This window comes from Pseudomonas rossensis (assembly GCF_039888995.1).
Classification (GTDB): domain Bacteria; phylum Pseudomonadota; class Gammaproteobacteria; order Pseudomonadales; family Pseudomonadaceae; genus Aquipseudomonas; species Aquipseudomonas rossensis.
Map to the genome: position 1 here is coordinate 57616 of NZ_JBBWCB010000005.1, position 26115 is coordinate 83730.

Below are 26115 nucleotides of genomic sequence, written 5' to 3' on the forward strand. Positions count from 1 at the left end.
TTTACTTACTTACCGGATTTGATCTTGGTCCAGCTGCGGGTCATGAGCCGCTGGGTCGCGGCCGGCAAGTCGGCAATCGCGTACAGCTTGGCCAGCACGTCCGCTGGTGGGTAGATGCCTGGGTCGGCGGTGATGTCTTTATCGACCAATGCGGTGGCGGCCGCGTTTCCGTTCGGGAAGCGTACGGCGTTGGTGATTTCAGCCATGATTTCCGGCTTCTGCAGGAAGGTCATGAACTTGTAGGCGCCTTCGACGTTTTCGGCATCTTTAGGGATGGCGACCATGTCGTAGAAGCTGCCGGCACCTTCTTTCGGAATGTTGTAGCTGACTTTTACCTTGTCACCGGCTTCAGCCGCGCGGGACTTGGCCTGGTAGATGTCACCCGAGTAACCCACGGCCACGCAGATGTTGCCGTTGGCCAGGTCGGAGATGTACTTGGACGAGTGGAAGTAGCCCACCGAAGGACGAATCTTCAGGAACAGTGCTTCGGCTTCGGCCAGTTGTTTTTTGTCCTGGCTGTCGGTTGGATAGCCCAGGTAGTGCAACGCCACCGGAATCATCTCGGTTGGCGAATCGAGGAAGCTGATACCGCACGACTTCAACTTGGCGGCGTTTTCAGGTTTGAAGATCAGATCCCAGGAATTGGTTGGCGCATCGGCACCCAGTGCAGCCTTGACCTTCTCGGCGTTGAAGCCGACACCGATCGAACCCCACATGTACGGGAACGCGTGTTCGTTGCCCGGGTCGCTCACCGAGACTGCTTTAAGCAGGTCAGTGTTCAGGTTCTTCCAGTTAGGCAGCTTGGACTTGTCGAGCTTCTGGTAAACGCCGGCCTTGATTTGCTTGGCCAGGAAGTTGTTCGACGGCACGACGATGTCGTAGCCGGACTTGCCTGCCAGCAACTTGGCTTCCAGGGTTTCGTTACTGTCGAATACGTCGTAAACAACCTTGATCCCCGACTCGGCTTCGAACTTCTTGACGGTTTCCGGTGCGATGTAATCGGACCAGTTGTACACGTGAAGAACCTTGTCGTCCGCCTGAACTGCGCCCGCCATCACGCCCATCAGGGACATGGCGAGGAGGGTCTTGCCAGCTATCTTCATACCTAATGCCTTCATGGGTAATGCTCCAATTTTTCTTTTTAACCACGTTCTTGTTAACCAAGAGCCAGCGGCCTATTCCTGGGCAACTAAAACAACCGGTAGTCTGGCAAGATCCCAGGCAGGCTTTCAAGGAAAGACCCATCCTTTGTTTGCGCTGAGCGAAATGCGAACTTCGCACCCCGCTCAGAGCCTAGCACTTAGCCCTGCAACGCACTCAGGGTCAGGTCCAGACACTTGCGTGCCTTGGTCACCAACTCATCGATTTCTGCCGGTGTAATCACCAGTGGTGGAGCAATGATCATGGTGTCGCCGACGGCGCGCATGATCAGGCCGTTTTCGAAGCAGAACGTGCGGCAAATCATGCCGGCGCCCTTGCCTTCGTAACGCTTGCGAGTGGCCTTGTCCTGCACCAGCTCGATCGCCCCCAGCAGCCCCACGCCGCGGACTTCCCCCACCAATGGGTGATCGTTCAGTTCCCGTAGACGCTTTTGCAAATAGGGTGCCGTTTCTGCATGAACGCGCTCGATAATTTTTTCTTCGCGCAGGATGCGGATGTTTTCCAGCGCCACCGCAGCCGCTACCGGGTGCCCGGAATAGGTGAAACCGTGGTTGAAATCGCCACCTTCATTGAGCACCGCAACCACTTCGTCACGCACGATCAGGCCACCCATAGGGATGTAGCCGGACGTCAGGCCTTTGGCGATGGTCATCATGTCGGGTCTGAGGTCGTAGAAATCGGAACCGAACCACTCACCGGTGCGGCCGAAACCACAGATCACTTCGTCCGCCACGAACAGGATGTCGTACTTGGCGAGGATTTCCTTGATGCGCGGCCAGTAGGTGTCTGGCGGAATGATCACGCCGCCGGCGCCCTGGATCGGCTCGGCAATAAAGGCACCGACGTTGTCCACGCCGACTTCCAGAATCTTCTCTTCCAGCTGATTGGCCGCCCAGATACCGAACTCTTCCGGCGTCATCTCGCCGCCTTCAGCAAACCAGTACGGCTGCGCGATGTGGACGATGCCCGGGATCGGCAAGTCGCCTTGTTCGTGCATGTACGTCATGCCACCCAAGCTCGCGCCGGCCACGGTGGAACCGTGATAGCCGTTCTTGCGGCTGATGATGACTTTCTTCTTCGGCTGGCCCTTGATCGCCCAGTAGTGACGAACCATACGCAGCATGGTGTCGTTGCCTTCAGAGCCGGAACCGGTGAAGAACACGTGGTTCATGCCTTGTGGCGCGATGTCGGAGATGGCCTTGGCCAGTTCCAGCACCGGCGGGTGAGCCGTCTGGAAGAACAGGTTGTAGTAAGGCAGTTCGCGCATTTGTTTACTGGCGGCATCGGCCAGTTCATCGCGACCGTAGCCGATCGCCACGCACCACAGGCCGGCCATGCCGTCGAGGATCTTGTTGCCTTCGCTGTCCCAGAGGTAAACGCCCTTGGCGTTGGTGATGATCCGTGGGCCTTTCTCTTTCAGCTGCTTGAAATCGCTGAACGGCGCCAGGTGGTGATCGTTGCTCAGGGTTTGCCATTCACGGGTTTGCGGGTTGTTGCTGGTCATGCGAATTCTCCTAAGATTTCAGTGAAGGCGCCGCCAATATCAGCGGCGCCCGGCGCATCAGACGGCGAAAAGCAGGAATTCCCGCTCCCACGAACTGATCACGCGCTTGAAGTTTTCATGCTCGGCCCGCTTGACCGCGACGTAGCCAGTGATGAATTTCTTGCCCAGGTACTTCTCGATAGTCGCGCTGTGTTCCATGCGTTCCAACGCGTCTTCGATGGTCAGTGGCAGGCGCAGGTTGCGGCGTTCATAGCCACGCCCCACCACCGGCGCACTCGGGTTCAAACCTTCGACCATGCCGATATAACCGCAGAGCAGGCTCGCGGCAATCGCCAGGTACGGGTTGGCGTCGGCGCCCGGCAGGCGGTTTTCCACCCGACGGTTTTGCGGCCCGGCATCCGGAACCCGCAGGCCCACGGTGCGGTTCTCTTCGCCCCACTCCACGTTCACCGGTGCCGAAGTGTCCGGCAGGAAGCGGCGGAACGAGTTCACGTTCGGGGCGAACAGCGGCAACAGCTCGGGGATCAGTTTCTGCAAACCACCGATGTGGTTCAGGAACAGCTGGCTCATGCTCCCGTCTTCATTGGAGAAGACGTTCTTGCCGGTTTCGATGTCGATGATGCTCTGGTGCAAGTGCATCGCACTGCCCGGCTCTCCAGTCATGGGCTTGGCCATGAACGTCGCCGCCACGTTGTGCTTGAGCGCGGCTTCGCGCATGGTGCGCTTGAACACCAGGATCTGGTCGGCCAGGGACAGGGCATCGCCGTGACGGAAGTTGATTTCCATCTGCGCCGTGCCGTCCTCGTGGATCAGCGTGTCGAGGTCCAGTTCCTGCAATTCGCACCAGTCGTAGACGTCTTCGAACAACGGATCGAATTCGTTCGCCGCTTCGATCGAGAAGGACTGGCGACCCGTTTCCGGACGACCTGAACGGCCAACCGGCGGTTGCAACGGGAAGTCCGGGTCCTCGCAACGCTTGGTCAGGTAGAACTCCATTTCTGGCGCCACGATCGGCTGCCAGCCCCTGTCGGAATAGAGTTTCAGCACCTTTTTCAGCACGTTGCGCGGCGACAGCTCGATCGGGTTGCCTTGCTTGTCGTAGGTGTCGTGGATCACCTGAGCGGTGGGCTCGATGGCCCAGGGCACCAGGAATACCGCGTTCTGGTCGGGGCGGCAGATCATGTCGATGTCGGCCGGGTCGAGCAGTTCGTAATAGATGTCGTCTTCGACATAGTCGCCGGTCACGGTCTGCAACAGAACGCTCTCGGGCAGGCGCATGCCTTTTTCGGCAATGAACTTGTTGGTCGGCGAAATCTTGCCCCGGGTGATCCCGGTCAAGTCGGCGATCATGCATTCGACTTCTGTGATCTTGTGGTCTTTCAACCAATCGGTGAGCTGGTCGAGGTTGTTACTCATAAATGCCTCTAGGCTGAGTTTCCTGACTCTTATAAGTCAGGCGTTGTTTGACGCATCGGCGTCGCGTGATACAGATTGCCACTGCAAGGGCCGCGCACAAAGACCCGCAGCGACCAGAGCAGGGGGCAGGGAGAGCGTAGCCGGGCGTGCAGAATCATGAGCAGGGCCCGACGCAATGGCCGGGCCGTTGAAGTAAAACGGTTCTATATTGGAAACAGAGGCAGTAAAGAGAATGTCGTGCAGACCGTCCAGAATATCGGACGGAGGCACAAAAGCAGCCGGGGAAGGAAGAGTCGACGATACACCGCTGGCAAGGCTGGCCTTGGCGTGGACGTACGGATCGCCACTGATGTGATAAGCATGCAGACCGATCTGCTTAGAGCAGGCGGTGACGCCGATTAACGGCAGGCGAGACATGAAGCACCCCGGTATTATTGCTGTTATGGGTTTGAATCGAGCTTAGCCTTGTTCATTTTTTTACACAACACCCCCGTAAAAAATACAACACGGCCCGCTCAAGCCCGCAGACGCTAAAGCGCTCAAAGGCATAAAAACGCCCCAAAGTGCCTCAAAAAAGCCCCACGGGTGCTTTTTTAGGGCAAAAAAGGCCTCGCTTGACTTCGGCATGCCGTTCGGGTTGACTGAAACCCGAAGAGATCAATGATTGATATTTTTAACAACAAAGGTGTTGCATCATGTCGGTACCCCCGCGTGCCGTTCAGCTTAACGAAGCGAACGCGTTCCTTAAGGAACATCCTGAGGTTCTGTACGTTGACCTTCTGATTGCGGATATGAATGGTGTGGTGCGCGGCAAGCGCATTGAACGCACCAGCCTCCACAAGGTTTACGAGAAAGGCATCAACCTGCCGGCCTCTCTATTTGCTCTGGATATCAATGGCTCGACGGTGGAAAGCACCGGCCTGGGTCTGGACATCGGCGATGCTGACCGAATCTGCTATCCAATCCCTGACACCCTGTGCAACGAGCCTTGGCAGAAGCGCCCTACCGCGCAACTGTTGATGACCATGCACGAACTGGAAGGCCAGCCGTTCTTTGCCGACCCGCGAGAAGTGCTGGCCAATGTCGTGCGCAAGTTCGACGAGATGGGCCTGACCATCTGCGCCGCGTTCGAACTGGAGTTCTACCTGATCGACCAGGAGAACGTGAACGGTCGTCCGCAACCGCCACGCTCGCCAGTGTCCGGCAAACGCCCGCACTCGACACAGGTTTACCTGATCGACGACCTCGACGAATACGTCGACTGCCTCCAGGACATTCTGGAAGGTGCGAAAGAGCAAGGCATCCCTGCCGACGCGATCGTCAAGGAAAGTGCCCCGGCGCAGTTCGAAGTGAACCTGCACCACGTGGCCGACCCGATCAAGGCCTGCGACTACGCAGTTCTGCTCAAGCGTCTGATCAAAAACATCGCCTACGACCATGAGATGGACACCACCTTCATGGCCAAGCCTTACCCGGGCCAGGCGGGTAACGGTCTGCACGTCCACGTCTCGATTCTTGATAGAGACGGCAAAAACATTTTTGCCAGTGAGGATCCCGAGCAGAACGCCGCACTGCGTCACGCGATCGGCGGTGTGCTCGAGACCCTACCGGCGCAGATGGCTTTCCTGTGCCCGAACGTCAACTCCTACCGTCGTTTCGGCGCACAGTTCTACGTGCCGAATGCCCCGTGCTGGGGTCTGGACAACCGCACTGTTGCGGTACGTGTGCCAACCGGTTCCGCCGACGCGGTCCGTCTGGAACACCGCGTTGCCGGCGCGGATGCCAACCCGTACCTGCTGATGGCTTCGGTCCTGGCAGGCGTGCATCACGGCCTGACCAACAAGATCGAGCCGGGCGCACCCGTGGAAGGCAACTCCTACGAGCAGAACGAGCAAAGCCTGCCGAACAACCTGCGCGATGCATTGCGTGAGCTGGACGACAGCGAAGTCATGGCCAAGTACATCGATCCGAAATACATCGATATCTTCGTCGCATGTAAAGAGAGCGAGCTGGAAGAGTTCGAACACTCCATCTCCGACCTCGAGTACAACTGGTACCTGCATACTGTGTAAGCGGTTGCAGTAAAAACAACGCCGCAGGCCTCACAGCTTGCGGCGTTTTTTTATGCGTTCCTTCAGTTAAACCGAGTTGCATTCATCGCGAGCAAGCTCGCTCCCACAGGGATCTTCTTTGACCACAAAATCTGCATTCAACATCGATCAAATGTGGGAGCGAGCTTGCTCGCGATGGCGTCCTGGCAGACAACATAGATACCTGCTCGTACAATGCCCGCTGCCCCGCAGGAGACACCAATGACCCGACTCGCCACCCCACGCAAACCCCGCGCTCGCAGCCAGGCCCGGATCGATTCGATACTCGATGCCGCCCGCACGCTGCTGGCTGCCGAGGGCGTGGCCAGCCTGTCGATCTACAGCGTCGCTGAACGCGCGGAGATCCCGCCCTCCTCCGTCTACCACTTCTTCGCCAGCGTCCCGGCGCTGCTCGAAGCCCTGACGGCCGACGTCCACGCTGCGTTCCGTGCCTGCCTGCAAGCCCCCATCGACCATGACGCCCTCAACGGCTGGCGCGATCTGTCGCGACTGGTGGAACAACGCATGCTCGCGATCTACAGCGAAGACGCCGCCGCCCGCCAGCTCATTCTTGCCCAGCACGGTTTGACCGAGGTCACCCAGGCCGACCGTCAGCACGACATCGAACTCGGCGACTTGATGCACAAACTCTTCGATCATCACTTCGAATTGCCGAAGCTTCCGACCGATGTCGATGTGTTTGCCCTGGCCATGGAGCTCGGCGACCGCGTCTATGCACGCTCGGTGCAACAACACGGACAGATCACCCCACGCATGGCCGAAGAAGGCATGCGGGTATTCGACGCCTATCTGGGTCTGTATTTGCCGCCCTACCTGTCCAAGCGCGACGCATAACGCAACGAGGTATTCATGGCACACGTTCCAGACAACTACCTTGGCGTGTGGCAACGACGCCTGATCAAATTCCAGTCGGGGCGCGTCGACAGCGAAACGGCCGTGTACTGGTTGCAAACCCCGCGCTTGTTTGCCGACCTGCGCATCCCGCCTGCCCCGCTTCCGGCCTTGCCGCTGGAACAACTGAATCACGCTGATTTGCTGACCCTGAGCGAGCAAAAAGGCTTCGCCGGCGTAACCCAGGTCGACGGCGACATTTGCCAGTGGCATCGCAAACTCGACTACCAGCCCGTCAGCGCCGAAGAAGACATCGGGCGCATGCATTTTGAAACCAGCGAACGCCTGATCGAAACCGCCCTGGACGACAGCTACTACGAGATCTGGGAGCGGCTGCCGGACTCTCGCGGCACCTGTCGCGGTCAGTGGTTGCAGGCGGTCGATGATCCAACGCGTGTTGCCTGCCTGGTGCTGGCCGGTGACTACTTTCTGTTCGCCGCCAGCCGGGTTGTCGCGCTGGAACCCGGTGGTCATTTGCGCGAACACATCGACTCGGCCACCGCTCAGCCGCAGCTTGCCTGCGAACTCTCTTTCGGCCGTCACCACGCCGGACAATCGCCGTGGCACATCGACTACTCCACACTGCCCATGCTGACCGGCCAGCCACTGTTGCCGGCAGACATTGATCCCAACGCCAGCGAGCTATTCAGCGACCCACGCCTGCTGTCTTCACTCGGCTCCTACGCGCCCGCCGTCGGTTGGCGCTGCGCCCCCGAGCCCTGAACACCCGCGCATAAAAAACCCCGAAGGGTTCACACCCTTCGGGGTTGTGCGCAATGCACGCGCTTACAACTTGGCGATCGACACCTCGGTGGATTTCACAAACGCGATCACTTCGCTGCCGACCACCAGTTCCAGCTCTTTCACCGAGCGAGTGGTGATCACCGAGGTGACGATGCCGGAAGCGGTCTGTACGTCGATTTCGGATAGCACGTCGCCGAGTACGATTTCCTTGATGGAGCCTTTGAACTGGTTGCGAACGTTGATGGCTTTGATTGTCATGATGTTGATTCCTGTCGTGGATAAGGCTTGAGTTATTGAGCCCAACGCAATTGCGTGGGCAATGGTGAAACAGGTTCCGGTGCCGGCGGTTCGCCGGGCAACGCCAGCACGCGATTGAGGACTTCGGTTTCCAGCGCCGCCAGCCGATGAGAGCCGCGAACCCGAGGGCGCGGCAACTCAACGTGGAGGTCGAGGCCGACTTCGCCCTCTTCGATCAGGATCACCCGATCGGCAATCGCCACCGCTTCACTGACGTCGTGGGTGACCAGCAACACGGTGAAACCGTGCTTCTGCCAGAGCCGTTCGATCAGCTGCTGCATTTCAATTCGGGTCAGTGCATCCAGCGCGCCCAGCGGTTCGTCCAGCAACAGCAACCGCGGTTGATGGATCAGCGCGCGGGCCAGGGCCACACGTTGCTTCTGGCCGCCGGACAAGGCGGCGGGCCATTCATTGGCGCGGTCGGCCAGACCGACCGACTCCAACGCTTCCAGCGCTTGTGGCCGCCAGTTGCCCTTGAGCCCGAGGCCGACGTTGTCGATGACCTTTTTCCAGGGCAACAAACGCGCTTCCTGGAACATCAATCGGGTGTCTTCCCGCGCCTCACTGAGCGGCGCGGAACCCGCGAGCAGTTCACCGCCCGTGGGTTTGTCGAGACCGGCGAGCAAGCGCAGCAAGGTACTTTTGCCGCAACCGCTACGACCGACCACGGCGACAAACTGACCGGCCGGGATGTGCAGATCGATCTCACGCAGCACTTGCCGCGAGCCAAAGGTTTTTTGCAGTTTGCGCACCGCCAGCGGAATCCCGCGCAGCAGGCGTGGAGGTTGTTGAGCCGTCATGCCGCACCTCCTTTAACAACCTGATAGGCCGGGTGCCAGCGCAACCACACGCGTTCAAGTCCACGGGCCGCGAGGTCGGCGAGTTTGCCGAGCACGGCGTACAAAAGAATCGCCAGTACCACCACGTCGGTTTGCAGGAACTCCCGGGCATTCATCGCCAGGTAGCCGATGCCGGAGCTGGCGGAAATGGTTTCCGCGACGATCAACGTCAGCCACATGAAGCCCAGCGCGAACCGCACGCCGACCAGAATCGAAGGCAGCGCCCCCGGCAGAATCACCTGACGGAACAGGCTGAAGCCGGACAAGCCATAACTGCGGGACATTTCCACCAGTGCCGGATCAACGTTGCGGATGCCGTGATAGGTGTTGAGGTAGATCGGGAACAACGTGCCCAATGCCACCAGGAAAATCTTCGCCGACTCATCGATGCCGAACCACAGGATCACCAGTGGAATCAGCGCCAGGTGCGGCACGTTGCGGATCATCTGCACCGAACTGTCGAGCAGGCGCTCGCCCCATTTCGACAGGCCGGTGATGAAGCCCAGGGTCAGACCGATGCTGCCACCGATGGCGAAGCCCAGCGCCGCACGCCAGCCGCTGATCGCCAGGTGAGTCCAGATTTCACCGCTGCGCACCAGGCTGACGCCGGCTTCGATGACGGCGATTGGCGCCGGCAGAATCCGTGTCGACAACCAGCCCGCCGACACCGACAACTGCCACACCGCCAGCAGCAACACCGGCAACGCCCAGGGCGCAAGGTTATGGATAAGTTTCTTCATGGCGCGCCTCAGCTCTGCGACGCGGCTTTGGGGAGGATGTCGTTGGCGACCATCTCACCAAACGGGCTGACGTAACCGGCACTTTTCGGCAATTCCGGGCGCTCGATATCGAGGTGCGGGAACAGCAATTCGGCGACGCGGTACGACTCTTCCAGGTGTGGATAACCGGAGAAGATGAACGTATCGATGCCCAGGTCCGCGTATTCCTTCACGCGGGCGGCCACGGTCGGACCATCGCCCACCAACGCTGTGCCGGCACCGCCGCGCACCAGACCGACACCGGCCCACAGGTTGGGGCTGACTTCCAGGTTGTCACGGCTGCCGCCATGCAGCGCGGCCATGCGTTGCTGACCGACCGAGTCGAAGCGCGCCAGAGAAGCTTGAGCGCGAGCGATGGTGTCGTCGTCCAGGTGAGAGATCAGCCGATCCGCCGCTTGCGCAACTTGTTGCAGATAACCGTGGTCGACGGCGCGAGCGCCTTCGGCGGTGCCGAGGTAATGGCCGTCGCCGTGGGTGGGCAGGAACCAGAAGATATTGAGGCTCATGGAGTGGTCTCCTTAGGGATTCGAATTACTGAGCTTTGGCAACGGCCGCCGGAGGCGTCCAGATCACGTCTTTGATGCTCAGCGGCTTTGGAATCAGCTTGAGCTGGTAGAAGCTGTCGGCGATTTTCTGTTGCGCGGCGACCACTTCAGGCGTGAGGAACAACGCGCCATAGCCTTGGCGTTTTACCGAAGTCAGGGTGATATCTGCCGGCAGGCCGAGCAGTGGCGAGACTTGTTTAGTCACGTCTTCGGGATTGGCCTTGGACCATTCGCCGACCGCACGCACTTCTTCCACGAGGGTCTTGATCACCTCAGGATTTTTCTGCGCATAAGGCTTGGTCGCGAGGTAGAACTGATGGTTGTCGACGATGCCTTGGCCATCACGCAACGTGCGTGCTTGCAGTTGCTGTTCGGCGGCAGCCTGGTACGGGTCCCAGATCACCCAGGCATCGACGCTGCCACGCTCGAACGCGGCGCGGGCATCGGCCGGCGGGAGGAATACGGTCTGGATGTCGGTGTATTTGAGGCCGGCGTCTTCCAGTGCGCGGACCAGCAAGTAGTGAACGTTGGAGCCTTTGTTCAGGACGACTTTCTTGCCCTTGAGGTCCTGCACCGATTTGATCGGCGAGTCCTTCGGCACCAGGATCGCTTCGCTGTGAGGCGCTGGTGGTTCGTAGGCGACGTAGAGCAGATCGGCGCCGGCGGCTTGAGCGAATACGGGTGGCGTTTCACCCGTAACGCCGAAGTCGATGGAGCCGACGTTCAGGCCTTCGAGCAGTTGCGGGCCGCCGGGGAATTCAGTCCATTGCACGTCCACGCCTTGGGCGGCGAGGCGTCTTTCCAAAGTGCCTTTGGCTTTGAGCAGCACCAGGGTGCCGTATTTTTGATAGCCGATTCGCAACGTCTCGGCTTGTGCTTGAGAAATAACGCCGAAGGACACAGCCGCAGCAAACAGAGCGACCAGACCACGACGCAAAATGACAGTGCGCATGGCGCTCTCCTTTTTGCAGTTGGGTTTTGGCTGCACCTGCTTGCCCGTTAGCGGGCCAGTAAGGTGGAGTACATCAAATTCGATTGAGGCTTAAATACTCCAGCGAGCACTCAGCAAACGTTCATTCAACAGGTTCGGATCGATCGGCTTGGGCCGTCGGGCCATGGCGCTGAAAAACAGCTCCAGTGATTCATTCAGTCTTTCTTCCAGCTCCGGTGCCAACTGCGCCTGGACGCTGCCTTCGCCGTAAGCGATCTGGCTGTCTACGGCGAAAATCCCGTGAAGCATTTCCTGGGCTTTCAACGCCGACAGCACCGGCTTGAGCGCGTAATCCACCGCCAACATGTGAGCGATGCTGCCACCGGTGGCCATTGGCAAAACCACCTTGTGGGCCAGGGCGCGCTCGGGCAGCAGGTCCAGCACGGTTTTCAATGCGCCGGAGAACGACGCCTTGTACACCGGTGTAGCGATCAGCAGGCCATCGGCGTTTTCAATCTGCTGCAGCAGGTCGATGACCTTCGGGCTGTCGAAGCGTGCATGCAGCAAGTCTTCGGCCGGGAAGTCCCGCACCTGGTAACTCACCACTTCCACACCTTGCTCCTGCAACCAGCGTTGGGAGCGCTCCAGCAGCACCCCGGAACGGGAGCGTTGGCTGGGACTGCCACCGAGTGAGACGACCAGCATTCAGACGATTCCTTGAGCGGTGTTGGCGATTCGCGGTTTGCGATCTCGCTTTGATGGAAGTGACCTTAACAGGTGATTGTTATATCCATAAATCATATTTATTCATTTGGTTATGCTTTGTAGATCTATGCGAGATGCCTTTCTCCGGGTAAAAAATAGGCCGTAAAAACGGCCTGAAATCCCCTGCTTTGTGGATACGGTTCAATCTGGATTCTGCGGCGCCTGGCCGGCCGTCATCGCGAGCAAGCTCGCTCCCACATTAGAGCGCGCTGTACCTGTGGGAGCGAGCTTGCTCGCGATAGCGATTTCAGCCTCACCGCAGGTGCTGGAGGTTTATCTGTTCGGCTGTGGCGTCAGGCGCAGGTACGGCTTCACCGCGCGATAGCCCTTGGGAAAGCGTTTCTTTATTTCGTCTTCGTCCTTGAGCGACGGCACGATCACTACTTCATCACCGTCCTGCCAGTTGGCCGGGGTGGCCACCTTGTAGTTGTCGGTGAGCTGCAGCGAGTCGATCACTCGCAGAATTTCATGGAAGTTACGCCCGGTGCTCGCCGGGTAGGTGATGGTCAGCCGAACCTTTTTGTTCGGGTCGATCACGAACAGCGAACGCACGGTCAGGGTGTCGTTGGCGTTGGGATGGATCAGGTCGTAGAGGTCCGAGACCTTGCGGTCGGCATCGGCAAGGATGGGGAAGTTGACGAGGGTGTTCTGGGTTTCGTTGATGTCTTCGATCCATTTGTGGTGCGAGTCCACCGGGTCCACGGACAGGGCAATGGCTTTCACACCGCGCTGCGCAAACTCGTCCTTTAGCTTGGCAGTGAAGCCCAACTCGGTGGTGCACACCGGGGTGAAGTCCGCCGGGTGGGAAAACAGCACGCCCCAGCTATCGCCCAGCCATTCGTGGAAACGGAGGGTGCCGGCGCTGGAATCCTGTTCAAAGTCGGGGGCGATATCGCCCAGTCTGAGGCTCATGGTGCTGCTCCTGGTGAGTGCTTGTTGAGGTCAACTGTGCCTGCATTTCTTATTCATTAAAAAGAATAAATATCGATTTGTTTAGATCGTAAATGAATATTAAAAATGTGTTCACTGGACCTCGCCCGCGGTCGGGACGACTATCACCCACAAGGTTCGAGAAGGCCTTGAGTTGCTGCACAAAGAGGGAAATTTCGAGGAAGGTTTACGGGGTGAGCCTGACTTGAAAACGCAAAAGCCCCGCCCGGCGAGATGCCGGGCGGGGCTTTTTTTACGTCGGTTACGCGAGCGCTATTACAACAGCGGAATCGAGTAGCTGACGATCAGGCGGTTTTCGTCCTGGTCGCGTTGGCCCGGGATGTTGGTGCGCCATGTAGCGTTTTTCCACATCAGGCCAACGTTTTTCAACGGGCCTTCCGGTACGACATAACCAACAGTCAGATCGCGTTCCCATTCGGAGCTGCCAGTGCTTGCTGGGGAACGGGTATCGATGTCGTCGCCATGCAAGTAAACCATACCGGCGGTCAAGCCAGGCACGCCAACCTTGGCGAAGTCATACGAGTAGCGTGCCTGCCAGGTACGTTCGCCGGCACGGGCGAACTTGGCGATCTGGCTGTCGGTAGTCAGGTAAGCCGACGAGCCGTCACCCTGGTTCAACCAAGGGAAGTCGCTGCTGCCGTTGCTGACCTGATAGCCGCCACCGAAGGTGTGGCCGGCAACGGTATACAGGAACAGGCCGCTATACAGGTTGTTGTCGACCTTACCTTTACCGGTGCCGGTGCTGTTGTAGTTACCGTTGCTGTAATAGGCCGGAGTGTTGCTGTTCAGACCGTCATCGGAGCTGTTGAAATAACGCAGGTCAGACTTCAACACGCCCGGACCGATCGACCAGTTGTGCACCAGACCCAGGAAGTGTTGCTTGTAGAAGTCTTCCAGATTGCCGTAGTAGTACTGGGCAGTCAGGTCTTTGGTGATCTTGTAGTCGCCACCGGCGTAGATGAGCTTGTTGCTGTTGGCGGTACGCGCGGAAGCGCCGCCGATAGACATTTGTTCATTGTTGCTGGAGTTACGGCCTTTGACGTGCTCGATCTGACCACCGATCAGTGTCAGGTCCTTGATCTCGCCCGAAGTGATCTGACCGCCCTGGAAAGTTTGTGGAAGCAGACGACCGTCGTTGGTCACGATCACCGGCAGTTTTGGCTGCAGGGTGCCCAACTTCAGTTCGGTCTGGGAAATCTTGGCTTTGGCAGTCAGGCCCAGGCTGGAAAAGTTATCCACCGCTTCGCCGTTGGATTCGCTTGGGAAAACGGTGCCGCCATAAGCGGGACCAGGGGTGCCATTGCCGTTAACGTTGCCATTAGTGCCGCCGCCCGAATCCAGACGTACACCCAGCAGGCCGATAGCATCGATACCGAAGCCGACGGTGCCTTGGGTGTAGCCGGAGATGAAGCGCAGGTCGAAGCCTTGGCCCCATTCTTCGTTTCTGCTTGGATCGTTAGTACCGCTACGGTTATCGGTGTTGATGTAGAAGTTACGCAGCCCCAATGTAGCCTTGCTGTCTTCGATGAAACCGGCGGCGCCTGCCTGCTGCGCCATAACCCCTACGGCCACAGCCAGGGCCAAGGTGGACTTGTTCATTTGTTTCGCTCCTATCGTTTCTAATTCTTGAGGTCCTGGGTCGAATGCCCTGGATCCTGAAATGCTCGGTTAGTGCCAGACCGTGTGACTACGGCGATGGCCTGACCCCTGTGATTTTGGCCCGCATAATAAACACAAAAAGAATTATTTCATTATTTTTCATGCCATTCAGGAATATAGCTTCGCGCTATTCCCCTGAGTCGGGACACAAGGTATCGGCTCATAAGCCACCCACTTTAGGCGTTTGGCCTAAAAGCCAAAAAGAATAAAAAATTACTAAGTAAGCTCTACTTGGAATAATGAAACACACAAAAAAAGCCTCGCTAGCAGGCGAGGCTTTTTCTAACGGGTTTTACAGGAAGCTGTAGGTGTAGTTGAAGATCAGACGGGTCTGGTCCTTGTCGGCAAGGCCGGCTGCGTCGCCACGGTAGACGCCATGACGCACCGTTGCGCCTAAGCCTTTGAGCGCGCCCTGCTGAATGGTGTAGTCCACCCGCATGTCGCGCTCCCACTCGGACGCATCGCTGCCACCTGTTGCGGATTTGATATTTTCGCCCTTCAAGTAAGCCACGGACGCTTTCAGACCCGGCACACCCGCAGCGGCGAAATCGTAGGTGTATTGACCGAACGTGGTGTTTTCACCTGCACGGACAAAACCGTTGATCATGGCATCGGTGAACAGGTAGAAGCTGGTACCACCGTTACCTTCCGGACGACCATTGCCGTCAACAACGTTGTTTTGGTTCAGGTAGACGAAACCGCCGTCATCATTGACGCGTTGGTGACCAAGCAGGAAGGCGTTACCACCCAAGGTGTAGGTGAACATGGCGCTCCAGGTCTTGTTATCGACCTCGCCCGGGGTCTTGGCGAAACCACCGTTGTTGTTGAAGCGGTAACCGGCGTCGCCGTTCTTGCCATCGGAGCCGCTGTCAAAATAGCGCAGGTCTGTCTTGAAGGACTGTTTGGCGTCGATCGGGAAAACGTGAATCAGACCAAGGAAGTCCTGCTTGTAGTAATCCTTCAGATTCGAGTGGTAGTACTGCAGGGTGAGGTCCTTGGTGACCTTCCAGTCAGCACCGGCGTAACGGAACTGGTTGCTGTCCTGAGTACCGCCAGCCACGGCCAGGCCGGTGGAGTTTGAAGAGGCGCGACCCGCCGAGTGCTCCAACTGACCCAGGTTAAAGGTCACGTTGTCGATTTCCTTCGAGGTGATGGTGCCACCGTCAAAGGTCTGTGGCAGCAGGCGGCTGTCGTTCGCTACCAGGATCGGCATGTTCGGTTGCAGAGCGCCACCCAGGTGGGCTTCGGTCTTCGAGAAGCGGGCCTTGACGTTAGCCGCCGCACGGCTCCACTCGTCCACAGCCGAACCATCGGTGTCGCTTGGGAAGAACGTGTTGTTATTTGCTGGGTGGTGACCTTTGCCGCCGTCCAGATGGATACCCACAAGGGCCTGGGCGTCGATACCGAAGCCGACCGTACCTTGGGTGAAACCGGACAGATAATCGAACTTGAGGCCTTCAGCGGTCTCTCTCTGATCCGTGCCACCGGAATCGCGGTTATCGTCGTTGTAATACATGGTGCGAGAACTGACGGAAGCCTTGCTGTCTTCGATGAAACCGGCGGCGCCTGCCTGCTGCGCTAAAACCCCGACGGCAACAGCCACGCCCAGAGCCAAGGTGGACTTGTTCATTGTTTCGCTCCTCTCGTTTCTAATTCTTGTGTTCCTGGACCCGGGACGTATGCCCAGGCTCCTAAGATCCGCGATTAGCGCCAGACCGTGACTCACAAGTCAATCGTAACTATGTGTGTCTACGACCATGGTCTAACCCCCAATAAATTCGTTCCTTGGCGGGCCATAAACCCAAAAAGAATCACCCAATTTTTTTTCATACCGTTTAGGAATTTAGCTCCGCACTACCCCTTAAGCCGGGACACGGGCGCCGGCTCATAAGCTAATTCCTAAGTGGTATTTGTGAGACTTTTTTTAGATCGATTAGCTTTGATGCATTCACGATCAATCCCTATCGAAAGGCAGCGCCATGACGACCAAACGCGCACTATCCGGCCCAATTGTTACAGTTTGTGTATCGCTAATAATTTCTTTTAGCGCCCAGGCGGCGAACCTCACGGTCGGTTATCAAACCGGTATCGACCCCAGCAAAGTCCCCCAGGCAGACGGACTGTACGAGAAAACCATCGGCCAAAAAATTGACTGGCGTCGTTTCAATAGCGGCCCGGAAGTGGTTACTGCCATTGCTTCCGGCGACGTGCAGATTGGCAACCTCGGTTCAAGTCCGCTGGCAGCCGCTGCTTCGCGCAATCTGCCGATCGTTGCGTTCATTGTTTCCGCTCAAATCAACGCCGCTGAAGCACTGGTGGTGCGTAACGGCAGCGGCATCGATAAACCGGAAGATCTGATCGGCAAGACCATCGCCACACCCTTCGTTTCAACCTCCCACTACAGTTTGCTGGGTGCGTTGAAGCACTGGGGCCTGGATGCCTCGAAAGTCAAAGTGGTGAATTTGCAACCGGCGGAAATCGCGACGGCGTGGAAGCGTGGTGACATCGATGGTGCGTTTGTCTGGTCACCCGCCCTGGGGGAAATTCGCAAGACTGGCAAGACTTTGACCGACGCTGCACAGGTCGGCCAATGGGGTGCTCCGACCTTCGAGGTCTGGGTCGCGCGCAAGGATTACGCCGAGAAGCACCCAGAGGTTGTGGCCAAATTCGCCAAGGTCACGCTGGACTCGTTCGCCGACTATGCCGCGCATAAGGACAGCTGGACTGCTGACTCGGTGCCGGTGCAAAAAATCGCCAAACTGACCGGTGCCAATGCCGTCGATGTGCCGGAGTTGCTGGCCGGTTCTACGTTCCCGGATGCTAAAGCCCAACAGACCACCGCGCTGCTGGACGGCGGCACGGCCAAAGCGATTGGCGAGACGGCGAAGTTCTTGAAGGAACAAGGGAAGGTTGAGACGGTGCTGCCGGATTATTCGCCGTATGTCAGTGTGAAGTTTGTCACCCAATGATTGCTGACGGCTGCTGCGCAGCCGATCGCGAGCAAGCTCGCTCCCACAGGGATCTTTGGCGTTTACAAAACCACTGTGGGAGCGAGCTTGCTCGCGATGGGGGCCCTGCGGTTACAAGGTTTTTTCGAAGATCTTCGAATTACGCTGATAGTTGTACAGCGACGCCCGCGCTGATGGCAGACGCTCTACGCTGCTCGGCACAAACCCACGCTCGCGAAACCAGTGAGCGGTCCGGGTCGTCAGCACGAACAAGGTTTTCAGCCCCTGCGCCCGGGCGCGGGTTTCGATGCGCTCCAGCAGTTCATCTCCACGACCGCCATGGCGGTATTCCGGGTTCACCGCCAGACACGCCAACTCCCCCGCATCCGAATCAGCAATCTGATACAGCGCCGCACACGCGATGATCATGCCTTCGCGTTCGACCACACTGAACTGCTCGATCTCACGCTCCAGCACCTCGCGGGAACGCCGCACCAGAATGCCCTGCTCTTCCAGCGGGCTGATCAAATCCAGCAAACCACCGACGTCTTCGATCGCCGCTTCGCGCACAATCTCGAATTGCTCCTGGGCCACCAGCGTACCGCCACCGTCACGGGTGAACAGTTCGGTCAGCAGCGCGCCGTCTTCGGCGTAGCTGACGATATGACTGCGAGCCACACCGCCGCGACAGGCCTCAGCGGCCGCATCCAACAGCTCAGCCTGATAGTTGCTGCCCAGACGCTGCAGATGCGCCGGCACTTGTTGCGGACGCAACTCACGAACCAGACGACCGTATTCATCGATCAGACCCAGGTCGGCGCCGAACAACAGCAACTTGTCCGCCCCCAGATCGATGGCGGCTCGGGTGGCGACGTCTTCGCAGGCGAGGTTGAAAATCTCACCGGTCGGCGAGTAACCCAGTGGCGACAACAGCACGATAGAGCGCTCATCCAGCAGGCGATTGATGCCCTTGCGGTCGACCCGACGCACTTCGCCGGTGTGGTGATAGTCGACGCCTTCGAGCACGCCGATTGGCCGTGCGGTCACCAGGTTGCCGCTGGCCACCCGCAGACGCGAGCCCTGCATCGGCGATGAAGCCATGTCCATGGACAGCCGCGCTTCGATGGCGATACGCAGCTGGCCGACCGCATCGATCACACACTCCAGCGTTGCGGCATCGGTGATGCGCATCCCGTGGTGGTAATGCGGGGTCAGGCCGCGCGCAGCCAGGCGGGTTTCAATTTGCGGACGGGAACCGTGAACCAGCACCAGTCGCACGCCGAGGCTGTGCAACAGCACCAGGTCGTGGACGATATTGCCGAAGTTCGGGTGCTCCACGCCGTCGCCGGGCAGCATGACGACGAAGGTGCAATCGCGGTGGGCGTTGATGTAAGGCGAAGCGTGACGAAGCCAATTAACGTATTCGGGCATGAACCTGGGCCTGTAATAAATAGCAGCCAAAAAATGGGCGAAACAGAAAACGCACAGCGGGCTGATGGTTATCGTCGGAACAGGCTTGGCGACACGCGCGCTCTCCTCATGAATACGGGTTAAAACACCGGCAATTTATACGCGCTCCCTGTAGGAGCTGCCGAAGGCTGCGATCTTTTGATCTTTGTTTTTAGAAGCAAGATCAATAGATCGCAGCCTTCGGCAGCTCCTACACTGGCATCGCCGTTTTGGCCGGCGTCAGGCAGTAATGTTCAATCAGTTGACGTAATAGATGCACCGTAGGCTGCAAACGTGACATTTCGAGGTATTCCCCCGGTTGGTGCGCACAGGCGATGTCGCCAGGGCCGAGCACCAGGGTTTCGCAGCCAAGACGCTGAAGATAAGGCGCTTCGGTGCCAAACGCCACTGCTTCGGCACGATGGCCGGTGAGCTTTTCCGCGACCCGGACCAATTCTGCATCCTCGGCCTGCTCGAACGGCGGCACTTCGGGGAACAGCGGCGCGTAATCGATCTTCACCTGATGCCACTTGGCAATAGGCTTGAGCTTCTGCAGAATCTCCGCGCGCAGGGCATTGGGGTCCATGCCCGGCAACGGGCGCAGATCAAACTCCAGCGAACACTGACCGCAAATACGGTTGGGGTTATCGCCGCCATGGATGCAGCCGAAGTTCAGGGTCGGCGTCGGCACGCTGAATTGTGGATTACGGAACTCACGCTGCCACAACAGGCGCAAACCGCGCAGTTCACCGATGGCGTCGTGCATGGCTTCGAGGGCGCTGTGGCCAAGGCGTGGATCCGAGGAGTGGCCGCTCTGGCCGAGGATGTCGATGCGCTCCATCATGATGCCTTTGTGCATGCGGATCGGCTTCAGCCCGGTCGGCTCGCCGATCACCGCCGCACGACCCAGCGGACGCCCGGCTTCGGCCAGGGCGCGAGCGCCGGACATCGAGCTTTCTTCATCGCAGGTGGCGAGGATCAGCAGCGGTTGCTTGAACGGCTGATCGAGCAGAGGTATGACGGCTTCGATGGCCAGCGCGAAAAAGCCCTTCATGTCGCAGCTGCCCAGACCCACCCAGCGGCCGTCGACTTCCGTCAGCTTCAGCGGATCGGTCTGCCACAGCGCGCCATCGAACGGCACCGTATCGCTGTGACCGGCCAGCACCAGGCCACCAGGGCCGGAACCGAAACTGGCCAGCAGATTGAATTTACCGGGGCTGACCTGCTGGATATCACAGGAAAAACCCAAATCACCGAGCCACGTTGCCAACAGGTCAATCACTGGACGGTTGGATTGATCGAGGCTGGGTTGGGTGCAGCTGACGGACGGCGCAGCGATCAGCGCAGCGAATTGATCTTTCATGGACGGCAAAAGCATCGCTGACTCCCAACTCCCGATTTGAACTCCATCATAGAACCATCTGGCGACAGGAATAAACCGTCGCGGCGCGTAGGAGGGATGAGTCCTGTACACTGCACGACCTTGGCAGCCACACATTCCCCCCGGCTGCGCTCCCGATCCTGGATTTTCCGGCCATGCAGAAAGAAACCGAAATCAAACTCCGCGTCAGCCGAGAAACTCTCGCTGCCCTGCGCGAGCACCCGCTCCTGAAAAAACGCAACAAAAGTGGCTGGGAACGCCGTGAGTTGATGAACCAGTACTTCGACACGCCTGAGCGCGACCTGGCCCGCGCCAAGGTTGCCCTGCGCCTGCGCCGCGATGGCGAAGAAGTGATTCAGACCCTCAAGACCCGCGGCCAGAGCGTCGCCGGTTTGTCCGAGCGTAACGAATACGACTGGAACCTGCCCAAAGCCAAGCTCGACGTGAAGAAACTCGACGGCGAATGCTGGCCTGAAGAGTTGGCCGAGCTGGACAAGAAAACCCTGAAGCCGATTTTCACTACCGATTTCGTCCGCGAACGCGCGGAAATCGCCTGGGGCCGTGGCAAGACCAAAGTGGTGATCGAAGCCGCACTGGATCTGGGTCACGTGATCGTGGGCAAGCAGAAAGAAGAAATCTGCGAGCTGGAGCTGGAACTGCGCGAAGGCGAGCCGGCCGCTCTGCTGGAACTGGCCGCCGAACTGGCCGCGACCCTGGCCCTGATGCCGTGTGACATCAGCAAGGCCGAGCGCGGTTATCGCTTGTACGACGCCAACAGCTATTCGTTGAGCCTGCCGGCGCCGCAGATCACCGCGGAAACGCCGCTGGACGACGCGTTCGCCGCGCTGAGCTGGCACTTGCTGAGCAGCAGCCAGCGCCTGGCCGAGCAGTATCGCTTCAATGGTCACTGGCGCCTGTTGCAGGACTGGGTCGAAAACCTGGCTGAATTGCGCGCGCTGCTGAGCAGCCTGGGTCAAGCCGCGCCACGTCAGTCGACGCACGATCTGCGCGTCGCGCTGGATGCCTTGCTCGAAGACTGGCGTCCGCTGGTGCAAGCCGGTGTCGACGACGAAGACGTGCGCAAAGCCGCGCCGGAGCAGTTCCTCGAAGAACTGGAAGATCCGCGTTGGGGCTTGTTCTCGCTGAACACTTCGCGCTGGTTGCTGGCCCGCACCTGGGCGGCCGATCGCAACGTCCGTGGCAACCGCCAGGGCGCTGCACAATTGGGCAGTTGGTTGCCGCGTTTGCTGGGCGAGGAAGCGACTTCCCTGCAACTGCAGCGTTATCAGCAACAGCCGGAAGACCTGGCCGAGCAACTGCCGCGCATCGAGCGCATCCAGGCCTGGCTGCACCACGCCCGCAGCGTGCTGGACATCCCGGAAATGGATCGCTTGTACGGTGAGCTGAAACAGCTTGCTCAATTGGCGAACGAGCCGATCACCGATGAATCGCTGGATGCGCGCAAGCAGCAGGCGATTGCGGTGTATCAGAATCGTTCGTGGAAGATGCTTCTGCGTATGTGACACCGCCTTCGCGAGCAGGCTCGCTCCCACATTGGAATGCGTTCCCCTGTGGGAGCGAGCCTGCTCGCGAAGAGGCCCGAACTTTCACCGAAAACATCAGACCGGCAAACTCGTCGTGGACTTTATTTCCGACAACGCCACGATCGAGTTCACCTCCTGAATCCCCGGCACCATCGACAGCTTCTCGAAGAAAAACCGCTCATACGCCTCGATGTCCGCCGTCACAATCCGCAGCAAGAAATCCACCGACCCCATCAGCACATAACACTCCAGCACTTCGGGAAAGCCGCGAATCGCCTCGGTGAATTCGGTGAAGTTCGAACGCCCGTGAGCGTTGAGTTTGATTTCAGCGAAGATCTGCGTGTTCAGACCGATTTTCTTCCGATCGAGCAAGGTTACCTGCCCGCGAATAATCCCCTCCTCCTTCATCCGCTGTATCCGTCGCCAGCACGGCGACTGCGACAGCCCGACCTGCTCGGCGATTTGCGCGCTGGAGAGCGAAGCGTCCTCTTGCAGCAACGCCAGAATCTTGCGGTCGTAGCCATCCAGCTCGCTATGCATAAAAAAACCTTTGATTGATAACTTAACGAATCAAGCAATTCAAATAATCGCCAGTAAGCTCAATCATAGATAAGAAATGCCCGACACCTAATGTAAAAATTCCTCCAGTGATTTTGGAGAACGACCATGCCGCATCTAGAAGCCGTGAACACCCCGCACCCCCGCGCCGATGTCTGGAACGTCAGCAACGCCCACTGCCGTGTTCATTACCAACTGGTGGCCGAGGCCGAACCGGACCTGCTGTGCCGGGCGCTCAACCTGTTTGCTTTGCAGTTTCTGACGCCGCAACAGGTCAACGTGCAGCGAATGGACGATCTGTTGTCGATCGACATCGTGATAGACGGCCTGAGCTGGCACCGCGCCCAAGTGATCGCGGAAAAATTACGTAACCTGATCAGCGTCTGTTCGGTTGAGCTGCAAGCAGCTGATTGCGCGTGGGATGAACCGGCTCAGGCGGCGGGCTGAAAAAACTCGACACGGCTTCGTCGGGTAGTGGCCCAACGGTCTGCGGGTCCGCGACTATCCTTTGCGAACTGTTGTTCATGAGGAGCCCGCATGTCCGTTCAACCTGCCATTCAGGACCGCTGGCTGGATCTCAATGATTTGCTGCGTGAACTGGTCGCCCAAGGCTTTATCAGCCAGGACTCGGCCGAACACGCGCTCAATGCTCGACGCCGTCACGCTGCCAATGGCCAGATGCACCCGCTGGAATTCATCGCCAGCCAACACCTGGACGACCTCAGCCGTCCCGGTAAACACCTCGACCTGGAAAGCCTGACGCTTTGGCTGTCGCAGCAGGCCGGTCAGCCTTATCTGCGTATCGATCCGCTGAAAATCAATGTGGCAGCGATTACGCCGCTGATGTCCTACGCGTTCGCTCAGCGCCACAAGATTCTTGCGGTGTCTATCGACCGCGACGCGGTGACTGTGGCCAGCGCCCAACCCTACGTCACCGGCTGGGAAGCCGACCTGACCCATGTGCTGAAGCTGCCGATCAAGCGTGTGGTCGCCAACCCGGTGGACATCCAGCGCTTCAGCGTGGAGTTTTTCCGCCTGGCCAAATCGGTCAGCGGCGCGACCAACGCCGATCAGCAGATGAACACCCTGGGCAATTTCGAACAGCTGCTCAACCTCGGCGCCAGCGACCAGGAACCGGACGCCAACGACGCGCACATCGTCAACATCGTCGACTGGTTGTTCCAGTACGCGTTCCAGCAACGCGCCAGCGACATCCACATCGAACCCCGGCGCGAACAAGGCACGGTGCGTTTTCGCATCGATGGCGTGCTGCATAACGTCTATCAATTCCCGCCGCAAGTGACCATGGCCATCGTCAGCCGCCTGAAAAGCCTCGGGCGAATGAACGTCGCGGAAAAACGCAAACCCCAGGACGGCCGGGTGAAAACCAAGACCCCGGACGGTGGTGAAGTCGAGCTGCGGCTGTCTACGTTGCCAACGGCGTTCGGCGAAAAAATGGTCATGCGGATCTTCGACCCGGAGGTACTGCTCAAGAACTTTGATCAGCTGGGCTTCTCCGCCGAAGACTTGCGTCGCTGGCAAGACATGACGAGCCAGCCCAACGGCATCATTCTGGTCACCGGCCCGACCGGCTCCGGCAAGACCACCACGCTGTACACCACCCTGAAGAAACTGGCGACGCCGGAGGTCAACCTCTGCACCATCGAAGACCCGATCGAAATGGTCGAGCCGGCGTTCAACCAGATGCAGGTCCAGCACAACATCGACCTGACCTTCGCCGCCGGTGTGCGCGCGCTGATGCGACAGGATCCGGACATCATCATGATCGGTGAGATCCGAGATCTGGAAACCGCTGAAATGGCGATCCAGGCTGCGCTCACCGGCCACTTGGTGCTGTCGACGCTGCACACCAACGATGCGCCGAGCGCGATCAGCCGCTTGCTGGAACTGGGTGTGCCGCATTACCTGATCAAAGCCACGGTGCTTGGCGTCATGGCCCAGCGCCTGGTCCGCACCTTGTGCCCGCATTGCAAGGCACTGCTGACCCTGGGTGAAGAAGACTGGCAAACCTTGACCCGGCCCTGGCAGGCACCGTTGCCGAACAACGCACATCGCGCCATCGGTTGCCTGGAATGCCGCGATACCGGTTACCGCGGCCGCGCCGGAGTCTATGAAATCATGCAGCTGACGGACGGCGTCAAGGCGCTGATCAACCCCGACACCGATTTGCTGGCCGTGCGGCGTCAGGCGTTCAAGGAAGGCATGCGCAGTTTGCGGTTGTCAGGGGCGCAAAAAGTGGCGGCGGGTTTGACGACGATTGAGGAGGTATTGCGGGTGACGCCGCAGAGCGAACAAAAGTAGGCGCGGCCGTCATGGAACTCGATTGGGGGATTGGCAATCCAACGCCGTAGTTAACCCAGTGGAGTCACCCAATATGCGTCTCAAACTTGCTGTCGCTACCATCGCCTTGTTGTCCCTTCCTGTCGGTTCGGCGATGGCCGATAGCTTTTGGCGTAACGTCATCTCGTCCGGTGCGACTACCGGTTCGACCTACCTGACTTTCAAGGATCACAAGCTGATCGTTGCTGCCCAGGACGATGCCGGCAGCTTTGTCGCCAGTGACGGCGGCATTCGCGGCCCATACCTGGAGGCCGCGATGCAGAAAGTCCGCGCCGACAACCCTGGCCTGCAGGCCACGGACATGGAACTGGCGAACGCGATCCTGGCGAAGAATGCCGTTGCTTCGGAATAAGCGTTGTTGCTGAATAAAAAATGCCGCTCTCAATGAGCGGCATTTTTTTGAACCAGAGAAATTGCATAGCTATTTCCTACGTAGGCTAACGCCAAAACACTGACATGCAGACGAGTTTTCACCGACCTACTGATGAAAGCTCTGATATGAGCGCCAGACGTGCGAACTCAAACTTTGTCGATTCGGATTACCCCCACAAGCGAATCGACTCACATGAAAAAACCAGTCTTATCTTTACTTCTGCTGGCCGCCTACAGTCACGTTTCCCAAGCCGAAGGCCTGTACGGCTCGATAAAAATCCAGAGCGTCCAGCAAGAACTTGCCGACGCCCTGCTCACAAGTCCCAGAGTGAACAACCGTACCGTCAGTCCGGAGCGCAACAAAGATGTCGGCGGCTCCGTTGCGCTCGGCTATGAGTTCATAGGTGGCTGGCGCCTGGAAAGCGAGTACACCATCAAGCAGGACTCGGAGTTCAAGAGTTACTGGGCGCCATTCAACGCCAACGTTAACAACATGCAGGTCTCATCCAAGCGCCTGATGTTCAATGCCTACAAGGACTTCCCCTTGACCCAAAGCCTATCGCTGTACGCCATGGCCGGCGCAGGTGTGGCCCATATCAATTCCGAAGGCTACCAGTCCAACCCTTCACGTCGATTTGCCAACAATACCCAAAACAATTTCGCCTACACCCTGGGCGTCGGTGCAGACCTAAAACTGACCCGGCAAATTACCGTCGGCACCGGCTACCGCTATGTCGACATGGGTAAGGTTGAAACCGGCTATAACACCTTCGCCAACCGCATCAATGCACGGGACGAACAGCTAAAGGGCAAGCTTCGAGAGCAGAATCTTTACGTTGAAGCGCGGATGTCGTTCTGATTCATGACTCAAAAAAATGCCGCTCTCCATGAGCGGCATTTTTTTGCTGG

General features: G+C 58.5%; 23 protein-coding genes and 2 pseudogenes. 9 read left to right on the forward strand and 16 right to left on the reverse strand.

The features are described from left to right. Positions 1-5: 5 nt before the first annotated feature. The 4 genes and pseudogenes from WLY71_RS03015 to WLY71_RS03030 all read right to left on the reverse strand — a co-directional run. Positions 6-1103 (reverse strand): polyamine ABC transporter substrate-binding protein, encoded by a 1098-nt coding sequence (locus tag WLY71_RS03015; RefSeq protein ID WP_347802493.1) that lies wholly within the window; start codon positions 1101-1103, stop codon positions 6-8. A 197-nt stretch (positions 1104-1300) separates the two neighbouring features. Beyond that, positions 1301-2665: an aspartate aminotransferase family protein gene (locus tag WLY71_RS03020; RefSeq protein WP_046045153.1), complete on the reverse strand. Its 1365-nt coding sequence runs from the start codon at positions 2663-2665 to the stop codon at positions 1301-1303. A gap of 57 nt (positions 2666-2722) precedes the next feature. After that, the gene (locus tag WLY71_RS03025) at positions 2723-4081 is read right to left on the reverse strand and encodes a glutamine synthetase family protein (protein ID WP_347802449.1); all 1359 of its coding nucleotides are present in this window, start codon (positions 4079-4081) and stop codon (positions 2723-2725) included. A 99-nt stretch (positions 4082-4180) separates the two neighbouring features. Continuing rightward, positions 4181-4498: pseudogene (locus WLY71_RS03030) on the reverse strand (gamma-glutamyl-gamma-aminobutyrate hydrolase family protein); the annotation flags it as partial. Positions 4499-4776: 278 nt separating this feature from the next. Here WLY71_RS03030 and WLY71_RS03035 point away from each other — a divergent pair. The 3 genes from WLY71_RS03035 to WLY71_RS03045 all read left to right on the forward strand — a co-directional run bounded on the left by WLY71_RS03035 (position 4777) and on the right by WLY71_RS03045 (position 7806). Next, positions 4777-6153, forward strand: a complete 1377-nt coding sequence (locus tag WLY71_RS03035; RefSeq protein WP_134420785.1) for a glutamine synthetase family protein — start codon at positions 4777-4779, stop codon at positions 6151-6153. A 240-nt stretch (positions 6154-6393) separates the two neighbouring features. Beyond that, entirely contained in the window at positions 6394-7026 is a 633-nt protein-coding gene (locus tag WLY71_RS03040) for a TetR/AcrR family transcriptional regulator (RefSeq protein ID WP_347802450.1), read from the forward strand. A 15-nt stretch (positions 7027-7041) separates the two neighbouring features. Continuing rightward, entirely contained in the window at positions 7042-7806 is a 765-nt protein-coding gene (locus WLY71_RS03045; RefSeq protein WP_347802451.1) for a hypothetical protein, read from the forward strand. Between the two features lie 63 nt (positions 7807-7869). Here WLY71_RS03045 and WLY71_RS03050 read toward each other — a convergent pair whose 3' ends face one another. The 9 genes and pseudogenes from WLY71_RS03050 to WLY71_RS03090 all read right to left on the reverse strand — a co-directional run bounded on the left by WLY71_RS03050 (position 7870) and on the right by WLY71_RS03090 (position 16223). After that, entirely contained in the window at positions 7870-8085 is a 216-nt protein-coding gene (locus WLY71_RS03050; protein ID WP_003229256.1) for a TOBE domain-containing protein, read from the reverse strand. Between the two features lie 32 nt (positions 8086-8117). Continuing rightward, the gene (gene ssuB / locus WLY71_RS03055; RefSeq protein WP_123368564.1) at positions 8118-8924 is read right to left on the reverse strand and encodes an aliphatic sulfonates ABC transporter ATP-binding protein; all 807 of its coding nucleotides are present in this window, start codon (positions 8922-8924) and stop codon (positions 8118-8120) included. Next, complete coding sequence (ssuC, locus tag WLY71_RS03060) at positions 8921-9703, reverse strand: aliphatic sulfonate ABC transporter permease SsuC (RefSeq protein WP_008150441.1); 783 nt, start codon at positions 9701-9703, stop codon at positions 8921-8923. The genes ssuB and ssuC overlap by 4 nt, the downstream gene beginning before the upstream one ends. 8 nt (positions 9704-9711) lie before the next feature. After that, a pseudogene (locus WLY71_RS03065) lies at positions 9712-10152 on the reverse strand (LLM class oxidoreductase); the annotation flags it as partial. 121 nt (positions 10153-10273) lie between these two features. After that, positions 10274-11239, reverse strand: a complete 966-nt coding sequence (locus tag WLY71_RS03070) for a sulfonate ABC transporter substrate-binding protein (protein WP_347802453.1) — start codon at positions 11237-11239, stop codon at positions 10274-10276. A 90-nt stretch (positions 11240-11329) separates the two neighbouring features. Next, a complete protein-coding gene (ssuE, locus tag WLY71_RS03075; RefSeq protein ID WP_008150435.1) occupies positions 11330-11923 on the reverse strand; it encodes an NADPH-dependent FMN reductase in 594 nt (197 codons plus the stop codon). Between the two features lie 333 nt (positions 11924-12256). Beyond that, complete coding sequence (locus WLY71_RS03080; protein ID WP_129440176.1) at positions 12257-12895, reverse strand: peroxiredoxin; 639 nt, start codon at positions 12893-12895, stop codon at positions 12257-12259. A gap of 294 nt (positions 12896-13189) precedes the next feature. Further along, positions 13190-14533, reverse strand: coding sequence for an OprD family porin (locus tag WLY71_RS03085; RefSeq protein WP_347802454.1), 1344 nt, complete (start codon positions 14531-14533; stop codon positions 13190-13192). Between the two features lie 352 nt (positions 14534-14885). After that, the gene (locus WLY71_RS03090; RefSeq protein ID WP_347802455.1) at positions 14886-16223 is read right to left on the reverse strand and encodes an OprD family outer membrane porin; all 1338 of its coding nucleotides are present in this window, start codon (positions 16221-16223) and stop codon (positions 14886-14888) included. 349 nt (positions 16224-16572) lie between these two features. Between WLY71_RS03090 and tauA the strand changes: the two genes are divergently transcribed. Continuing rightward, positions 16573-17562, forward strand: coding sequence for a taurine ABC transporter substrate-binding protein (gene tauA, locus WLY71_RS03095; RefSeq protein ID WP_347802456.1), 990 nt, complete (start codon positions 16573-16575; stop codon positions 17560-17562). 111 nt (positions 17563-17673) lie between these two features. Here tauA and argA read toward each other — a convergent pair whose 3' ends face one another. Together argA and argE are read right to left on the reverse strand one after the other, a co-directional pair. Next, positions 17674-18972 (reverse strand): amino-acid N-acetyltransferase, encoded by a 1299-nt coding sequence (gene argA, locus WLY71_RS03100; protein WP_347802457.1) that lies wholly within the window; start codon positions 18970-18972, stop codon positions 17674-17676. A 229-nt stretch (positions 18973-19201) separates the two neighbouring features. After that, entirely contained in the window at positions 19202-20368 is a 1167-nt protein-coding gene (argE, locus tag WLY71_RS03105; protein WP_347802458.1) for an acetylornithine deacetylase, read from the reverse strand. Positions 20369-20526: 158 nt separating this feature from the next. Between argE and WLY71_RS03110 the strand changes: the two genes are divergently transcribed. Beyond that, positions 20527-21894 carry a CYTH domain-containing protein gene (locus WLY71_RS03110; RefSeq protein WP_347802459.1) on the forward strand — a complete coding sequence of 456 codons (1368 nt, stop codon included), beginning with the start codon at positions 20527-20529 and terminating at the stop codon, positions 21892-21894. A 96-nt stretch (positions 21895-21990) separates the two neighbouring features. On the opposite strand, the gene WLY71_RS03115 is transcribed toward WLY71_RS03110, so the two are convergent. Next, positions 21991-22455 (reverse strand): Lrp/AsnC family transcriptional regulator, encoded by a 465-nt coding sequence (locus tag WLY71_RS03115; protein ID WP_046045137.1) that lies wholly within the window; start codon positions 22453-22455, stop codon positions 21991-21993. 126 nt (positions 22456-22581) lie between these two features. Between WLY71_RS03115 and WLY71_RS03120 the strand changes: the two genes are divergently transcribed. The 4 genes from WLY71_RS03120 (at position 22582) to WLY71_RS03135 (ending at position 26065) form a co-directional block, all read left to right on the forward strand. Continuing rightward, positions 22582-22920: a hypothetical protein gene (locus tag WLY71_RS03120; RefSeq protein WP_347802460.1), complete on the forward strand. Its 339-nt coding sequence runs from the start codon at positions 22582-22584 to the stop codon at positions 22918-22920. A gap of 90 nt (positions 22921-23010) precedes the next feature. Further along, on the forward strand, positions 23011-24795 hold the full coding sequence (gene tfpB, locus WLY71_RS03125) for a type IV pilus assembly ATPase TfpB (RefSeq protein ID WP_347802461.1): 1785 nt from the start codon (positions 23011-23013) through the stop codon (positions 24793-24795). A 73-nt stretch (positions 24796-24868) separates the two neighbouring features. Next, positions 24869-25186: a DUF2388 domain-containing protein gene (locus WLY71_RS03130; RefSeq protein WP_010466645.1), complete on the forward strand. Its 318-nt coding sequence runs from the start codon at positions 24869-24871 to the stop codon at positions 25184-25186. 213 nt (positions 25187-25399) lie between these two features. Then, positions 25400-26065 (forward strand): outer membrane protein, encoded by a 666-nt coding sequence (locus WLY71_RS03135; protein ID WP_347802462.1) that lies wholly within the window; start codon positions 25400-25402, stop codon positions 26063-26065. The last annotated feature ends 50 nt before the right edge of the window (positions 26066-26115 follow it).

Bases quoted from the DNA above. Each gene is read 5' to 3' on its own strand.
- WLY71_RS03015 (WP_347802493.1), bottom strand. From the start codon at position 1,103: ATGAAGATAGCTGGCAAGACCCTCCTCGCCATGTCCCTGATGGGCGTG.
- WLY71_RS03020 (WP_046045153.1), bottom strand. From the start codon at position 2,665: ATGACCAGCAACAACCCGCAAACCCGTGAATGGCAAACCCTGAGCAAC.
- WLY71_RS03025 (WP_347802449.1), bottom strand. From the start codon at position 4,081: ATGAGTAACAACCTCGACCAGCTCACCGATTGGTTGAAAGACCACAAG.
- WLY71_RS03035 (WP_134420785.1), top strand. From the start codon at position 4,777: ATGTCGGTACCCCCGCGTGCCGTTCAGCTTAACGAAGCGAACGCGTTC.
- WLY71_RS03040 (WP_347802450.1), top strand. From the start codon at position 6,394: ATGACCCGACTCGCCACCCCACGCAAACCCCGCGCTCGCAGCCAGGCC.
- WLY71_RS03045 (WP_347802451.1), top strand. From the start codon at position 7,042: ATGGCACACGTTCCAGACAACTACCTTGGCGTGTGGCAACGACGCCTG.
- WLY71_RS03050 (WP_003229256.1), bottom strand. From the start codon at position 8,085: ATGACAATCAAAGCCATCAACGTTCGCAACCAGTTCAAAGGCTCCATC.
- ssuB (WP_123368564.1), bottom strand. From the start codon at position 8,924: ATGACGGCTCAACAACCTCCACGCCTGCTGCGCGGGATTCCGCTGGCG.
- ssuC (WP_008150441.1), bottom strand. From the start codon at position 9,703: ATGAAGAAACTTATCCATAACCTTGCGCCCTGGGCGTTGCCGGTGTTG.
- WLY71_RS03070 (WP_347802453.1), bottom strand. From the start codon at position 11,239: ATGCGCACTGTCATTTTGCGTCGTGGTCTGGTCGCTCTGTTTGCTGCG.
- ssuE (WP_008150435.1), bottom strand. From the start codon at position 11,923: ATGCTGGTCGTCTCACTCGGTGGCAGTCCCAGCCAACGCTCCCGTTCC.
- WLY71_RS03080 (WP_129440176.1), bottom strand. From the start codon at position 12,895: ATGAGCCTCAGACTGGGCGATATCGCCCCCGACTTTGAACAGGATTCC.
- WLY71_RS03085 (WP_347802454.1), bottom strand. From the start codon at position 14,533: ATGAACAAGTCCACCTTGGCCCTGGCTGTGGCCGTAGGGGTTATGGCG.
- WLY71_RS03090 (WP_347802455.1), bottom strand. From the start codon at position 16,223: ATGAACAAGTCCACCTTGGCTCTGGGCGTGGCTGTTGCCGTCGGGGTT.
- tauA (WP_347802456.1), top strand. From the start codon at position 16,573: ATGACGACCAAACGCGCACTATCCGGCCCAATTGTTACAGTTTGTGTA.
- argA (WP_347802457.1), bottom strand. From the start codon at position 18,972: ATGCCCGAATACGTTAATTGGCTTCGTCACGCTTCGCCTTACATCAAC.
- argE (WP_347802458.1), bottom strand. From the start codon at position 20,368: ATGCTTTTGCCGTCCATGAAAGATCAATTCGCTGCGCTGATCGCTGCG.
- WLY71_RS03110 (WP_347802459.1), top strand. From the start codon at position 20,527: ATGCAGAAAGAAACCGAAATCAAACTCCGCGTCAGCCGAGAAACTCTC.
- WLY71_RS03115 (WP_046045137.1), bottom strand. From the start codon at position 22,455: ATGCATAGCGAGCTGGATGGCTACGACCGCAAGATTCTGGCGTTGCTG.
- WLY71_RS03120 (WP_347802460.1), top strand. From the start codon at position 22,582: ATGCCGCATCTAGAAGCCGTGAACACCCCGCACCCCCGCGCCGATGTC.
- tfpB (WP_347802461.1), top strand. From the start codon at position 23,011: ATGTCCGTTCAACCTGCCATTCAGGACCGCTGGCTGGATCTCAATGAT.
- WLY71_RS03130 (WP_010466645.1), top strand. From the start codon at position 24,869: ATGCGTCTCAAACTTGCTGTCGCTACCATCGCCTTGTTGTCCCTTCCT.
- WLY71_RS03135 (WP_347802462.1), top strand. From the start codon at position 25,400: ATGAAAAAACCAGTCTTATCTTTACTTCTGCTGGCCGCCTACAGTCAC.